Genomic DNA, 13,380 nt, shown 5'->3' with positions numbered 1-13,380 from the left:
GGTTGTGGAGAGGATGGGGGCGCATTGGGGAGGTAGGGACTACAGATCAAAGTATTGTAGGGGCGGGTTTGACCAATAACCTTTGACAAAAACAAACCATTCAAATAAACCCGCCCCGCGCTTGGTGGGGTATACCAAAGTGCGATCGCCTACAATAGAATCAACACCCCCCTCACCCAAAGCTATGGAAATAGTTCTGCCACCTGAAGTCGAAGCTCTTGTGCAGCGCCAACTCACCAGTGGTAAATACAATAACGCGATCGAAGTTATTCTTGCAGGCATCAAACTCCTAGAACAACAAGATATATATCAAGGACGACTGCAAGAACTCCAACAGGAAGCACTTATTGGCTGGGAAGCATCCCAACGCGGTGAAGTCGTAGATGGTGCAACTGCAATGGCACAAATCCGCGCCAAGATGCGTTCGCGCTACGGTGCCTCAGAAGCATGACTGCACAATGCAAGCCTCACAGAACCCGCAATTCAAGACATTGAAGAAATTGCGGACTATATCGCTCGTCAATCGGGACTCGATCAAGCCGATCGCTTTTTGAATAAACTAGACGCTAAATTTGCCAAAATTGCTCAATTCCCAAACATTGGACGAAAACGAGACGAGATTTTACCTGGTCTACCCAGTCTCCCGATGGATAACGATCTCATTCTCTATATGCCGATGGGACAGGACGTAGAGATTTTTCGAGTTGTCAGTGGCTATCGAGATTTGTCAGCTCTTTTCACCGATGCTGATGATTGAATTTAACTAAATAACTCAAGTTGCTAGTTATCTCTCGAAGAGCTGCTAATGGCTAATGGCTGATGGCGAGATTGGTAAAAATCCAAGATTAGCAATTAGCAATTAGCAATTAGCAACGCCAAAGTTTATAACTAGCAACTTGCGTTAAATAGTGGGATTTTTTAGAATCGTTCCCTAGCTGCTGCCAGGGAAGGCAAAAAATCTAAAATTGCAATCAAGCAGCTGCAACAGCTTCTTGTCCTTGTCTCCGCAGCAATTCCATCAGTTCATCGCGATAGTCGTGGAAGACTGATTGACGTTTAACGGTGTGGGTGCGTGAGGGTAAATTAATCGGAATTTCTTTCCTTACCGTACCAGGACGCGCACTCAAGGCATAAATTCGATTGGAAAGAAATACGGCTTCTTCCACATCATGGGTAATCATGAATACGGTAATATTGGTGCGCTGCCAAAGCTCGAGCATAAATTCGTGCATCGATTCTTTGGTGTGAATGTCTAATGCACCGAAAGGTTCGTCCATTAATAATACTTTCGGTTCCGAAGCTAGGGCGCGCGCGATCGCCACCCTTTGTTTCATCCCCCCCGATAATTCCTTCGGCAAATATTTAGCAAATTGCGACAATCCCACCACGCTCAAATAGTAACTCGCTTGTTCGCGCCGTTCTTTCTTCGGTACGCCTTGAAGTTTGAGTCCAAATTCGGTATTTTCCTGCACCGTCATCCAAGGGAAAAGCGTGTAATCCTGGAACACCATCCCCCGATCTGGACCGGGTGCGGTGATGCGCTTGCCATCAATTTTAACTTCTCCAATTGTAGGGCTATCAAGTCCAGCAATTTGCCGCAGTAGGGTAGATTTACCCGAACCCGATGCACCTACCGCACAGATAAATTCACCTTGGGCGATCGCCATGTTAATGTCTTTCAGGACGACTAACGTTCCTTGCTTTGTTTCAAAGTGCTTGTGCAGGTTAGTGATTTGCAGAAACATTGGTTAAATCTCCGTATTTTGGTAATTGGTAATTGGTAATTGGTAATTAACTCAAGTTGCTAGTTATCTCTCTCAGAGAGGCTAATGGCTAATGGCTAATGGCTCAATCAGTAAAAATCCAAGATTAGCAATTAGCAAGCTTGCCAGCTTGCACCGCCCTTGTTTATAACTAGCAACTTGCGTTAATTGTCAGGGTTTATCGTTGTTGACTTGCCCACTTACAAGAAACCCTGAGCAAGTATTGAAATAACAAATCAAATGCCAATCCGATTGCACCGATGACAATCAAACCGACAAAAATTTCATCGGTTCTAAGAAATCGACCTGCCACGCTAATCCGACGACCTAAACCTTCCGTTGCGGCGATTAGTTCTGAAACAATTACTAATTGCCATGCAGCGGCGAGGTTGATCCGGCAAGCATCAATAATTCCTGGCAAGACATGGGGGAAAATTACCTGAGTTAGGGTTTCCCAGCGATTTCCACCCAAAATATACGTAGCTTCAATCAAGTCTTTGGGGACGAACTTTACCGTATCCATCACCATCAAAGCGTTGAAGAAAAACACCCCGATAAATATCAGCGTAATTTTAGGTTCTTCGCCAATGCCCAAATATAAAATTAGTAGGGGGATGAAGGCAGGAGCAGGCATGTAGCGCATTAAGCCAAACAGCGGTTCCAGCAAGGCGCGAATGCTGGGAAAACTGCCCATCAAGATACCAACTGGAATCGAAAAAACTGCGGCAAAAAAGAACCCAACCCCCACTCGCCATAGACTCGCTACCGTATCTTTTAGGAGTTCGCGAGTCTGCCACAATCGCTCAAATGCTTCCATAACTTTACCTGGTGAGGGTAAAAATTTGGGGTCTACGTTGCCGAAAGTTGTTACTAGCCACCACACCAGCAGCGGCAAGGCAATCGATGTTATTATCAAAGCGGTATTGAGGGGTTTGGGAATATCTTCCGCCAGTCGCCAGAAAACGGTTGGGCGAATTGTTTTAGGTTTAATCAGCGATTGAATTGAGCGAGGGTTAAAGCTGTCGTTCATGATTTTGCTAATTGCTAATTGTTAATTGATGTCAGTTTAAGATTTTTTGGCTTTTTCGGCGTAGGCTTTTACGAAGCGAGCGTCAAATAACTTGCTAAGATCTGGTTGGGTTTTAGCTAAACCTACTTCTTTAAGGAATTTACTCATTTCTTGGGCGGCAAATTGTAACGAGTTCATATCATTACCCGGTTGAAAGGCTTTCAAGTTTTCCTCGATGGTCAATATTTTAGTTCCGTTAGCATATTGTTTGTATTCTTCCACGCTGACGCCTGCCCGTTGCGCCATAATGCTATATGCTTGTTCTTGATTTGCTTGGATAAAGTCCAGTGTGGCGAACCAGGAATTTACAACGGCTTGCACTTTATCGGGGTTTTGTTCTACAAATTTGCGCGTGCAGACTAAATGATCTGAAATTGCACCGGGAAAATCTCTAGAACTGAAGAGTTCTTTGCTGCCAGAAAGCTTTAATGCTTGGGTTGTAAATGGGGCAAATACTGCGGTTGCATCGACTTTTCCTGCTACAAAGGCGGCGGCGGCTTTCCCTGTTTCTAGGGGTACTAATTGAATATCTTTTGGCGATAAACCGGCTTGTTTTAGTCCTAGTAGTAATAGAAAGTGATCGACTGTGCCTTCTTCGGCGGCAACTTTTTTGCCTTTTAAGTCGGCAATGGAATTGATGCCTTCTCGGACAATTATTTTGTCGTTGCCGGTGGAGTAGTCGTTGACTAATACTATTACTTTATCCGCGCCACCGGAGATGGAATTTACTGTATCGCCTAAGGTTTGGCTGTTAGCATCTATTTGTCCGGCTGTCAAGGTACTGATAGATTCTAGATAGCCATCAAACCATTTTAAATCTACTGCAACTTTGTTGGCTTCAAATATTTTTTGTTCTTGGGTAACTTGCCAGGGAAACCAACCGGGCCATGCACTAAATCCTAAACGAACTGCACCGGCAGTGGATGAAGAAGTTGTATCGGTTTCTGTTGTGGTTTTGATGTAGGTGGCGGGGTTAACGCAACCGACGGCGAGGGATAAGGTGATGAGAAAGAGTATGCAGTAGGTGAGGAAGGAGCGGTGTTTCATATGTTTGTTTGTTTGTAGTAAGGACTTTAGTCCTTTCCCGTTTGAAGAATTCGTATTATTGAACCGCGAAGACGCAAAGGACACGAAGGAAGAAGAAGGAAGAAGTAGAAAATCTTCTACCGGGAAGGGAGTAGTCCTGCGGTGCCGTACTCCGCCGCTTACTACATCAAGACTTGCGGTGCCGTACTCCGCCGCTTACGCACCCTACGTTAATACTAGACAAGGGTTAGTTGGTGGGGTGTGGTTGATGTTTGATTAATCTGGAAATGCAACCAGTCAAACCATGTTTCTAGTCCTTGTCTTGTTTTGGCAGAAATTGGAATGATGGTGCAATCTGGATTCATTTGGCGGACGTTGGCGATCATGCGATTTACGTCGATATCTAAATGGGGTGCTAAGTCCATTTTGGTAATTAATAAGCAATCTGCTTGTTGAAACATGACTGGATATTTCAGGGGTTTGTCTTCTCCTTCGGTAATGCTTAAGAGGGCGACTTTGGCATGTTCGCCGACTTCAAATTCGGCGGGACAAACTAGATTGCCGACGTTTTCTACTAAGACTAAATCGAAGTCTGATGGGTTGTATTGGTGGGCGAATTGGTGAATTCCTCCGGCGACCATTTTGGAATCTAAGTGGCAGGAACGTCCGGTGTTTATTGCGATTACTGGAACGTTGTATTGCCGCAGGCGATCGGCATCCAATTCGGTGGTCATATCGCCTTCTATTACGGCAATTTTTAATTGGTTGTTGAGTGCCGCTAGGGTGCGTTCTAGTAAAACGGTTTTACCCGCACCTGGACTGCTCATGATGTTTAAACAGGTGATGCCCCATTCATCAAAGTGAGCGCGGTTATGATCTGCGCCTGCTTGATTGGCGTGGAGCAAATTGATTTCTAATGCTGCGTCAAAGGTTTGGTGCATAGGATTCTATTGCATCAGAATGGTATTCAATCCGGTCTATTTTTAGTTCTCGTCCAGAGCGTATATCTTCCATGGGGGATTTGCAGGTTGGGCAAGCGTATTGTATGCCAATTTCTGGACGATATTCTTGTTGGCAAGAATGGCAGAAGGCAATTAAGGGGGTTTCCCGAATTACCAGTTTTGCTCCTTGTAAAAATGTGTCGCGCGTCTGAACTTCAAAGGCGAATTGCAAACTCACAGGTTCGACGCAAGTAAATTTTCCAACTGTGAGGTGAACGTGAGAAATTTTGGGTCGTTCTGGTTGCGATTCCCACCAATCTCTCACGGTTATCACCAGCGCCTTTGTCATGTCGGTTTCGTGCATTTTTTTGGATTCGAGCTTACGTCCAAGCGACTAATTCCGGTTGTGATTCTGGATGGATATAGGCAGGTTTTTGTTTACGGGGTAGTTGTCCTGATAAAACTAAATGCGCCATCGTGTCGCAAATTACCCGCGTTGCCATTAGTGATGTAATATCGCTGATATCGTAAGGTGGAGAAACTTCCACTACTTCTAAACCGCAAATCGGGGCGCGTTGCAGGATTTTTCCTAATAAATGAAGTGCTTCGCGCGGCAAAAGTCCACCTGGTTCGGGCCATCCCGTACCGGGGACAAATCCGGCATCGATGCAGTCAATATCGAAACTGATCCACACGCAATCGGTGCCATCGGTTGCCCGTTCTATGGCAAATTCTGCCGCAGCATCGAGTCCCATTTCAGTAATATCGGTTACCGTGAGGATATTTATTGCTCTTTCTCGACAAACTTTGACGCCTTGACGCGGTACTTGCCATCCTCCAATCCCCAGTTGGACTAAGTTTTTAGCGGGGGCATTTTTCATATTTGTGGCATGAAACCAGGGGCAAGTATGCATCCGTTCGTCTAAATCGGTTTCCTGGGTATCGACGTGGCGATCGAAGTGGATAATGCCGACTTTTTTATCGCCTAAGTGCCGACAAATTCCCCGCACTGTGGGAAATCCAATCGAGTGATCGCCGCCCAAAATTATGGGAAATGCTCCGGAACTAAAGATATGCGCGACGCCTTTGGAAATCTGATCGAATGACTTTTCGTTGTTAGCTGGAATGGTGAAAATATCGCCGACATCGCAAAGGGTGATTTGCTCGCGCAGGTCAATTCCTAACTCAAAGTTGTAGGGTGTATACAAGGCAGAAATGCGGCGAATTCCTTGGGGACCAAATCGCGTTCCGGGGCGATAAGTTGTGCCGGAATCGTGAGGAACTCCTACAATTGCTACGTCATATTCGCCCACTTTGCGAACGTCTTCTACATAGGGCGCTTTGAGGAAGGTGTTGATTCCGGCATAGTGGGGCAATTCGCCGCGCGAGAAGGTGGGAATCGTGCGATCGCGTATGCTATCTGCCGCTTCTAATCCATATTCCAGTCCCTTCGATACTTCCTGTTGCCATCCGGTCAACGGTAGTCGCGATTCCAACTCTAACGCCCGTTGCCCTTGATTTGGCACCTTTCCGTTTTGATCCGGACTTTGAAATAAGGGGTTTTCTGCAGGATTTTCCGTCATTTTGATTCCTCTCGGAGTTTTCAAAACATTGCCAAAAGAAACGAATGGAGAAAACCCAGGAGGGAACAAACTCAGCCTGAGTGACTGATGGTATTCCTCCCGGGCTTTTCTCCCGCCGTGTAACTGGCTAATCCTTCTCTTAATACCAAAAAACTTAGGAGAGCCAGCCTACTTCTCTCGAACCAGCATTTGAATTATTCAAACCGGAACCCTAGAAGTTGTTAAATTTTCCCTCTTTTTTATGCAAGACAAAACTTACTCAAATCCAGCATTTCGCTTAATTCGACGGAAAGCTTCCTGCAACTACTGCGGTGAGTCGGCTCCTAACCTGTCCACAGGCGTAAATTCCGCGCTTGCCGCAAGTACAAGGGTCTGTTGTGCTACGTCTGCGAATTACCGCAAGACTCAAGGCTTTGCTCGAATCGGTAATCTAGGCGAATCTGTGTAAAATTACAGAGTAATTTTCTGCAACTCCTGGTAACTTAACAGTTAATTTAATATTAAATTGTATTTAAAGTAACAAAATTCCAAGATTTATGAGTAAAAAAAAATGAAGTTTACTTGACAAAAAGAACGAATGCACCTTATGGATTGGAAGCGAACGCGCTTTAACCCAAATGGTAGAGGACAAAAAATTCATCAGGACTTACGCTCTTCGCAGGTCAGAAACCTGGTTTCGACCGTCGATCTCTTTTCTGAGAAACCGGGTTTCTTTTAGTTCAAAATCTTTCAGCAATTCCTTTGTAATAAAAGATGACGGAAACTGCACTAAACAAGTTTTGGGAGTTAGTATGGGGAGCAATCGCTCTCGACACATCTGCCTTTGAGCAGATTCAAGTTGTCCCCTTTGGGACGATAACTGCACTGTTGATTGCCTTGATCGCTGGATTTTCCCAAGCGATAGGTCAGGGGATTGTTCTATTTATCAATCGCGTCAAACCGATTCGGTTTATCCTCAGTTTAATCATTGCGGCACTGTTATTTGCGTTTAGCTACATTTTTTGGGTACTCAGTACTTGGGTGGCGAGTATAATTCTGTTCGCGCTCTATCCTTCCCTAACAGCATTCACGGCAATTGCCAGCGTTTTGGGACTTGCTTATGCACCCCAGATATTGAGTTTTTTCGTCGCGCTGCCTTACCTGGGCGTGCCGATTTCGGTAATACTATCATTGTGGAGTTTTTTAGCATTTTTAACCGGATTAAAGGTGGCATTAGGTCTAGGGACATGGCAAACATTTTGGTGTAGCGTATTGGGATGGGTGGTGTTTCAAATCTTCCAGCGCACCATCGGGCGTCCGTTGATAACTCTCGGTCGTTGGTTAGAAACTACAGCTGCCGGAGTTAATTTAGTCACTAACCTGCAAGCTTTGGAGGAAATCGTGCAAACCGGACTGCAACGTAGAATAGCTACCAGAGTACGTCAACGGGGAGGTAAACGTTGAATAAACGATTCAAATTTCTGTTACTCGGTGCAATCGTCTGCACCTGCGTTGTAATTTTCCCCCAGTTAAAGCCACTATATTTGGCGGCATACGCAGTTTTAGGATATAGTTTGGATCTGGTAATTAACCTGCTGTTGATTAGCGCGATCGCAATTATTTTTGCCGCGTTTCTCTCGCCCCTAGAAGCACTTGGATGGTGGGCGGGATGGTACGGCGATCAAGTCGATAAAAATCTCGATCCGGGTACTTTAGCAGAACCTCTCCCGCCTGAAACAAAAGTCGTTCGTTATGTTATCTACCTCGATGGAATTGCTCAAGCTGAATCCAGATATTTCCCAGATGTAGAACAATTTCTCGATGAATTAGCCGCCCGCTTGCCCGATGATATCCTAATTATTCGCGGGTTAATGCCCTATTCTCCCATGAATCGCCCCTTGACAAAAGACCGATTATTATCATTTTTTTGGCGCTTAGCAGATAGACTGCAAATGTCTACATCTGTCGGTATTTTCGGCGCTTTAATTGGCTGTACGATTAATATTCGCAATACTTTAGTTGTCACGGTTTCTGCCGACCAACGCTACGGCCCGATCTACAATCAAGGAACCGCACAGGTGATGTATAATAGCCTGATAACTCACGGCTACGAACCTGAAAGCGGCATACCAATAACTTTAATTGGTTACAGCGGTGGCGGGCAAATTGCGATGGGTGCAGCGCCTTATTTACGGCAAGCTTTGGATGCACCGATTGAGGTAATTTCTATATCCGGCGTGCTAAGCGGTAATACAAATGCTTTGCAGTTAGAACATCTTTATCACCTCGTTGGCGATAAAGATTTTGTCGAAAGGGAAGGGCCAGTTTTGTTTCCCAAGCGCTGGCAAATCTTCTTTTTATCCTATTGGAATCGCGCCAAACGTCGGGGTAAAATTAGCATCATTTCCCTGGGGCCTATCGGTCACAACGGCGCTGGGGGGCCGTTTGATGCGAATCGATTTCTACCCGATGGAACCAGCTTTTTAAAGCAAACTCTTGATATCGTTGAGGGAATTATTTTAGATAAATTCCCCTTCGCTCAGAAGCATAATAAAAGGAAACCCAGCAATTACGAACGGTATTGGGAAGCGCCGTTTAATCAACCGAGTTATTATCCGATTAGACCTCGACAAAAAACAAACTCTTTGACAGGCGAGACGCCTATCCCACAAGAGTTATTGCAGAAGTCTATTGCACAATCTGTTAACTGGGAAAATTATCGCGCGCTCGCACCCTGGATGGGTCGTTTAATTCTACCCAAACCAGACGAACGCCGCCAAGTAAAAGGAGTGTTTTTTGAAGTCCATCACGCTCCTACTGAATATCAACATTTAGTCGGACAAATTGTTAATTTGCGCTGGAGCGATGCGCCATCTGTGCAAGCTTACGTCCGCGGCGTCACTAAAAGCGTCCACTTTTCTGAAGAAACAGAATATAGCATCAGCCAAGGTTATATTCATCCAGAACGACTGAATCATTGGCAACAAGTCGATCCGTTGGAGTCACTAGCAGGCGCAAGACCTAACGATGATGTTATTGTCAAGTTGCCCGAAGTCGTTGCTATTGTCGAAAGGACAGACACGAAACGCGGTTCTTTAATTATATCAAAAGAACCCGTCCAAATTACCGGGCGTTATTATGCTTTGGTGAAAATTTTACACCCCGTAGAAGATGGGTCAGATTGTTTCCGAGTGGTTCATTTTAATCGCCAATCGAAACAATTTGATGGAGTGGAAGACAGGGTGCGAATTCCGCAAGTTGTCGCCGATATCAATGGCGTTTTCCCTTCCACAAATCGCGATATTGAAAAGTCGCCGGTCAACGAAACCGGCTGGTATATTTATGGGGCAAAGGATAGAAATGGAGTGTTTGTCGTGCAAGCGATCGCGCCCCGTAGGTTGTTGCGATTGCAACCAGATGAGATAATTTTCGGGAAAAAAGCGGCGCTGAATTACCTGAAAAAAGAATCTTGGCAGGTAGCGGGACAAAAAGGCAAAGTATCATCCGTTCTTTTAAGTCCAAAACATCAAGAAATTCAGGCGGCGATAGAGGAATGGCAAGAAGGCGATCTCGCGTTACTGATTCACGTCTACGGCGGGATTGGCGGCAAAAAACGCGAACCAGCGGCTAAAACTCCCATATTCTTCGGTCATTTTGCCTATGGAATTGCACGGGTAGTACGAGAACCAATCGCCGACGAATTATGCTTTGATATCGAATATTGTCAAGTTTATACCCACAACATCGATGGCATAATTGCAGGGACAAATGCATGGTGTCGTTTTTTAGGCGATCGCCAGTGGGGATGGTTGGGAACCCGCCCGGTTTCAGATATCATAATTAAACTGGATGCGGTGACTGAAAGCTACGATATCCAAGGATTGAAACGCTCTCCCTTACTTACGCTCATCTATTATTTAGAAATCGCAATGGCGCGCTACCGAATTGGAGATGGAACGGGTGGAACTTATGTAGGTCCCGCAAATAACTGTTCCCAAGATTCCAATCAAGCGCTATATGGTGCAATCAAAAACATAGAAAATGCGATTACAGCCAATCCGAATTTAGCAGAATGGCTAAGCAACAATCCCGAACAAGCTCAGGGTTTTGAACAGTTAGTAAAACTAGGAAATTCTATTAATCGCAGACTGCTACCTTTTGGCACTGCTCGTGCTGACTGGCAAAATAATATTGAGATGTTGGGAATTAGTATAGAAGACGATCCGATTGAAGCACTTTTAAGGGGTTTATTGAGTTGGCGAACCATGTTACCTCGTTTAGCGAGCGAGACAATTGCTAAGCAGTTTCTGTTGCGTGATGCTTCGATTTGGGTACTTCGTAGCAATCAGGTGGGTGGATACGATCCTGATATTGAACCAATTGCACCTACAGAGATTGGTTGGTAAGAAACCCGGTTTCTTAAAGAAACCGGGTTTCTGGATCTGTTTCCCTATCGCCAGGACCCAACCTACAAAACCGGCGGGGGCAACTTCCGGTTTGCCACCCAGGCGATATGCATACCCTAGCTTGCGCGAATGTGCTTCCCAAACACCTCACCTGCTATTTAAGTAAAAATACTTATTTAATTTGTGAATCTCCAGTGAAAATCCGGTAAAGCTTTAGTGAACTTACAATCCAGGTTGAATCAACATGGTAAGTTTACTGAAGTAGCTTGGTAAATCCGAGAAAATTAAACGGTCAGGGTCCATGAAAATACTTAAATCAACTGGAGCGCAGGATAACTATCAGCGCATGAGGCTGAAAGAATAGTTCGACAAAGCCTTATTCCAGCAGGAAAAAACTGCACCCCATTAACGAACAGTCATTACAAACTAATAGCTGTTGTCGATTCAGTTTGTCAAAAATAGACAAAAAGATAAGAGTTATTTGCAACAGAAATACCCCTAATTCATAGGGAAAAATCCCGTTTGCACTTATTCTCTGTCACCGCCCGCATTGTCTTTGATAAAGCCCTCAATTTGCTAAGGAGACATTATGAAAATACTCAATGCTTGCAAAGTTGGCATGGCACTAACTGCCGCAGCATTCTTGGGACTAGCTACCTCCCAAAGAGCGGATGCTATCAGTTTTTATCTCACCGACTTGGATACCCTGGGGGGTAACTCTAGTTATGCCGCAGACATCAACAACTTAGGTCAGGTGGTTGGTCAATCAACCACCGCGGATGGGCAATCTCGCGCCTTCTTGTGGGACAAGAGCAGCGGCATGACTAACCTGGGTACACTCCCCGCCAGTGGCTATAACTATTGCTATAACTATGGCTATGGCTATGGCCCTTGCTATAGCTCCAGCTCTAGTAATGCCACAGCCATTAACGACTATGGTCAGGTGATTGGTAATTCTTCAACCACCTACTATGGGGGGGGGTACTATGGGGGGTACTATGGGGGGTACTATGAGCAAAATCTCTTCTTCTGGGACAAGAGCAGCGGCATGATTAGCCTGGGTACACCTGGGGGTTACTATAGCTCTAGTTCTCTCATAGCCATCAACAACTATGGTCAGGTAATTGGTAACACATACGACTACTCTAGGCAATATCCCTTCTTCTGGGAAAAGAACACCGGCATAATTAACCTGGTTACACCGGGGGATTACTATGGCGGCTATAGCTATGCAAATGCCATCAACAACTATGGTCAGGTGGTTGGTATTTCATCCAGCTACGATCCCTACTATGGGGGTCGGCAATATGGCGCCTTCTTGTGGGAAAAGGGCAGCGGCATGAGTAACCTGGGCACCCTGGGGGGTAACTATAGTTCTGCCAGAGCCATCAACGACTATGGTCAGGTGGTTGGTCAATCAACCACCGCTAATGGGCAATCTCGCGCCTTCTTGTGGGACAAGAGCAGCGGCATGGTTAACCTGGGTACGCTGGGGGGTTACTATGATAGCTATGGCAATAGCTATAGCTATAGTTATGCCACTGCCATCAACGACTATGGTCAGGTGATTGGTAATTCATCCACCGCGGATGGACCGCAATCTCGCGCCTTCTTCTGGGACAAGAGCAGCGGCATGATTAACCTGGGTACTCTGGGAGGTTACGATAGCTATGGCTATATCTCCAACTATAGCTATCCCACAGCCATCAACAACTTAGGTCAGGTGATTGGTTACTCAACCACCGCTGATGGGCAATATCGCCCCTTCTTCTGGGAAAAGAGCAGCGGAATGAGCGACCTCAAAGACTTGGTTTTCGCTCCTGACTGGATACTAAACAGTGTAGTAGGCATCAACAATGCAGGGCAGATTCTGGGCAATGGCTTTTACAATGGTCAATCGCGAGCCTTCGTCTTAACCCCCAAATCTGTTCCCGAACCCTCTTGTGCACTGGCATTCTTGGCGTTGGGTGCTGTGGGTGCTGGTTCTTTGGCGAAACGCCAGCGGCTGCAACAGGAAGCTTCTAGCCGCAACTAACCGATACGGGACTTATGCAAGACGAGGTCATCACCTTAGTTTCCAGCTGCGAACGCGAGTGCGGAAGGGAGGCATATCTCTGGTTCCCAAACCAACGATTTTTCATAGAAACCCGGTTTCTTGGCGTAGGCGTGCAAGATCTACAGCGGATTGCCAGCGAGTGAAGGAAAGCCTTAAGGCTGAGTTTGTCAAGCGCGCACCATTAATGGTGCCGCTATACAAACTCAGGTGTACCATCTAAGGCTGCAAACCGCTGTAATATCAAATCCGTTGGCATCGGAATTACTAATCTCTCTTCTCTTTCTCTGCGGAATGTCGCGCCTTTTGCGGTTTATTGGCTCGTTCCCAGGTGGCTCGTTGGCTCGTGGCTCGTTCGTGGCTCGTTCCCAGGTTCCACCTGGGAATGCTCGTTTTTGAGGCTCTGCCTCTTGCTTCGAGGCAGAGCCTAATGAATGCGTTACCAGGCCGGAGCCTGGTAACGAGGCGACCAATGCGTTACCAGGCCGGAGCCTGGTAACGAGGCGACCAATGCGTTACCAGGCCGGAGCCTGGTAACGAGGCGACCAATGCGTTACCAG

The 13,380-nt window shown here is 45.9% G+C and carries 11 protein-coding genes and 1 riboswitch; of the genes, 5 read left to right on the top strand and 6 right to left on the bottom strand.

The features are described 5' to 3' along the window. Nucleotides 1–184: 184 nt before the first annotated feature. Both MiSe_RS29605 and MiSe_RS29600 read left to right on the top strand, forming a co-directional pair. Entirely contained in the window at nt 185–451 is a 267-nt protein-coding gene (locus tag MiSe_RS29605; RefSeq protein ID WP_444980569.1) for a ribbon-helix-helix domain-containing protein, read from the top strand. Continuing rightward, nucleotides 452–757: a type II toxin-antitoxin system RelE/ParE family toxin gene (locus tag MiSe_RS29600; RefSeq protein WP_226587217.1), complete on the top strand. Its 306-nt coding sequence runs from the start codon at nt 452–454 to the stop codon at nt 755–757. 214 nt (nt 758–971) lie between these two features. On the opposite strand, the gene MiSe_RS29595 is transcribed toward MiSe_RS29600, so the two are convergent. From MiSe_RS29595 to MiSe_RS29570, 6 genes are all read right to left on the bottom strand, one after another. Next, nucleotides 972–1,745 (bottom strand): ABC transporter ATP-binding protein, encoded by a 774-nt coding sequence (locus tag MiSe_RS29595; protein WP_226587191.1) that lies wholly within the window; start codon nt 1,743–1,745, stop codon nt 972–974. Between the two features lie 196 nt (nt 1,746–1,941). After that, nucleotides 1,942–2,793: an ABC transporter permease gene (locus MiSe_RS29590; protein WP_226587190.1), complete on the bottom strand. Its 852-nt coding sequence runs from the start codon at nt 2,791–2,793 to the stop codon at nt 1,942–1,944. Nucleotides 2,794–2,829: 36 nt separating this feature from the next. Continuing rightward, on the bottom strand, nt 2,830–3,879 hold the full coding sequence (locus MiSe_RS29585) for an ABC transporter substrate-binding protein (RefSeq protein ID WP_226587189.1): 1,050 nt from the start codon (nt 3,877–3,879) through the stop codon (nt 2,830–2,832). A 215-nt stretch (nt 3,880–4,094) separates the two neighbouring features. After that, complete coding sequence (gene hypB / locus MiSe_RS29580) at nt 4,095–4,799, bottom strand: hydrogenase nickel incorporation protein HypB (RefSeq protein ID WP_226587188.1); 705 nt, start codon at nt 4,797–4,799, stop codon at nt 4,095–4,097. After that, the gene (gene hypA / locus MiSe_RS29575; protein ID WP_226587187.1) at nt 4,783–5,163 is read right to left on the bottom strand and encodes a hydrogenase maturation nickel metallochaperone HypA; all 381 of its coding nucleotides are present in this window, start codon (nt 5,161–5,163) and stop codon (nt 4,783–4,785) included. Before hypA ends, hypB begins: the two co-directional genes overlap by 17 nt. 16 nt (nt 5,164–5,179) lie before the next feature. After that, nucleotides 5,180–6,382 carry an agmatinase family protein gene (locus MiSe_RS29570; RefSeq protein ID WP_226587186.1) on the bottom strand — a complete coding sequence of 401 codons (1,203 nt, stop codon included), beginning with the start codon at nt 6,380–6,382 and terminating at the stop codon, nt 5,180–5,182. A gap of 94 nt (nt 6,383–6,476) precedes the next feature. After that, a riboswitch (guanidine-I (ykkC/yxkD leader) is annotated at nt 6,477–6,608 on the bottom strand. Between the two features lie 527 nt (nt 6,609–7,135). On the opposite strand from MiSe_RS29570, the gene MiSe_RS29565 reads away from it, so the two are divergent. The 3 genes from MiSe_RS29565 to MiSe_RS29555 all read left to right on the top strand — a co-directional run bounded on the left by MiSe_RS29565 (nt 7,136) and on the right by MiSe_RS29555 (nt 12,802). Beyond that, entirely contained in the window at nt 7,136–7,825 is a 690-nt protein-coding gene (locus MiSe_RS29565) for a hypothetical protein (protein WP_226587185.1), read from the top strand. Next, complete coding sequence (locus MiSe_RS29560; protein ID WP_226587184.1) at nt 7,822–10,767, top strand: CAAX protease; 2,946 nt, start codon at nt 7,822–7,824, stop codon at nt 10,765–10,767. Before MiSe_RS29565 ends, MiSe_RS29560 begins: the two co-directional genes overlap by 4 nt. Nucleotides 10,768–11,356: 589 nt before the next feature. Continuing rightward, nucleotides 11,357–12,802, top strand: coding sequence for a DUF3466 family protein (locus MiSe_RS29555; RefSeq protein ID WP_226587183.1), 1,446 nt, complete (start codon nt 11,357–11,359; stop codon nt 12,800–12,802). Nucleotides 12,803–13,380 lie beyond the last annotated feature (578 nt).

Origin of the sequence: Microseira wollei NIES-4236 (assembly GCF_020521235.1) — a bacterium.
GTDB classification, from domain to species: Bacteria; Cyanobacteriota; Cyanobacteriia; order Cyanobacteriales; family Aerosakkonemataceae; genus Microseira; species Microseira wollei.
This window is presented reverse-complemented; position numbering and strand designations above follow the sequence as displayed.

Bases quoted from the DNA above. Each gene is read 5' to 3' on its own strand.
- MiSe_RS29595 (WP_226587191.1), bottom strand. From the start codon at position 1,745: ATGTTTCTGCAAATCACTAACCTGCACAAGCACTTTGAAACAAAGCAA.
- hypA (WP_226587187.1), bottom strand. From the start codon at position 5,163: ATGCACGAAACCGACATGACAAAGGCGCTGGTGATAACCGTGAGAGAT.
- MiSe_RS29590 (WP_226587190.1), bottom strand. From the start codon at position 2,793: ATGAACGACAGCTTTAACCCTCGCTCAATTCAATCGCTGATTAAACCT.
- hypB (WP_226587188.1), bottom strand. From the start codon at position 4,799: ATGCACCAAACCTTTGACGCAGCATTAGAAATCAATTTGCTCCACGCC.
- MiSe_RS29555 (WP_226587183.1), top strand. From the start codon at position 11,357: ATGAAAATACTCAATGCTTGCAAAGTTGGCATGGCACTAACTGCCGCA.
- MiSe_RS29585 (WP_226587189.1), bottom strand. From the start codon at position 3,879: ATGAAACACCGCTCCTTCCTCACCTACTGCATACTCTTTCTCATCACC.
- MiSe_RS29605 (WP_444980569.1), top strand. From the start codon at position 185: ATGGAAATAGTTCTGCCACCTGAAGTCGAAGCTCTTGTGCAGCGCCAA.
- MiSe_RS29570 (WP_226587186.1), bottom strand. From the start codon at position 6,382: ATGACGGAAAATCCTGCAGAAAACCCCTTATTTCAAAGTCCGGATCAA.
- MiSe_RS29565 (WP_226587185.1), top strand. From the start codon at position 7,136: ATGACGGAAACTGCACTAAACAAGTTTTGGGAGTTAGTATGGGGAGCA.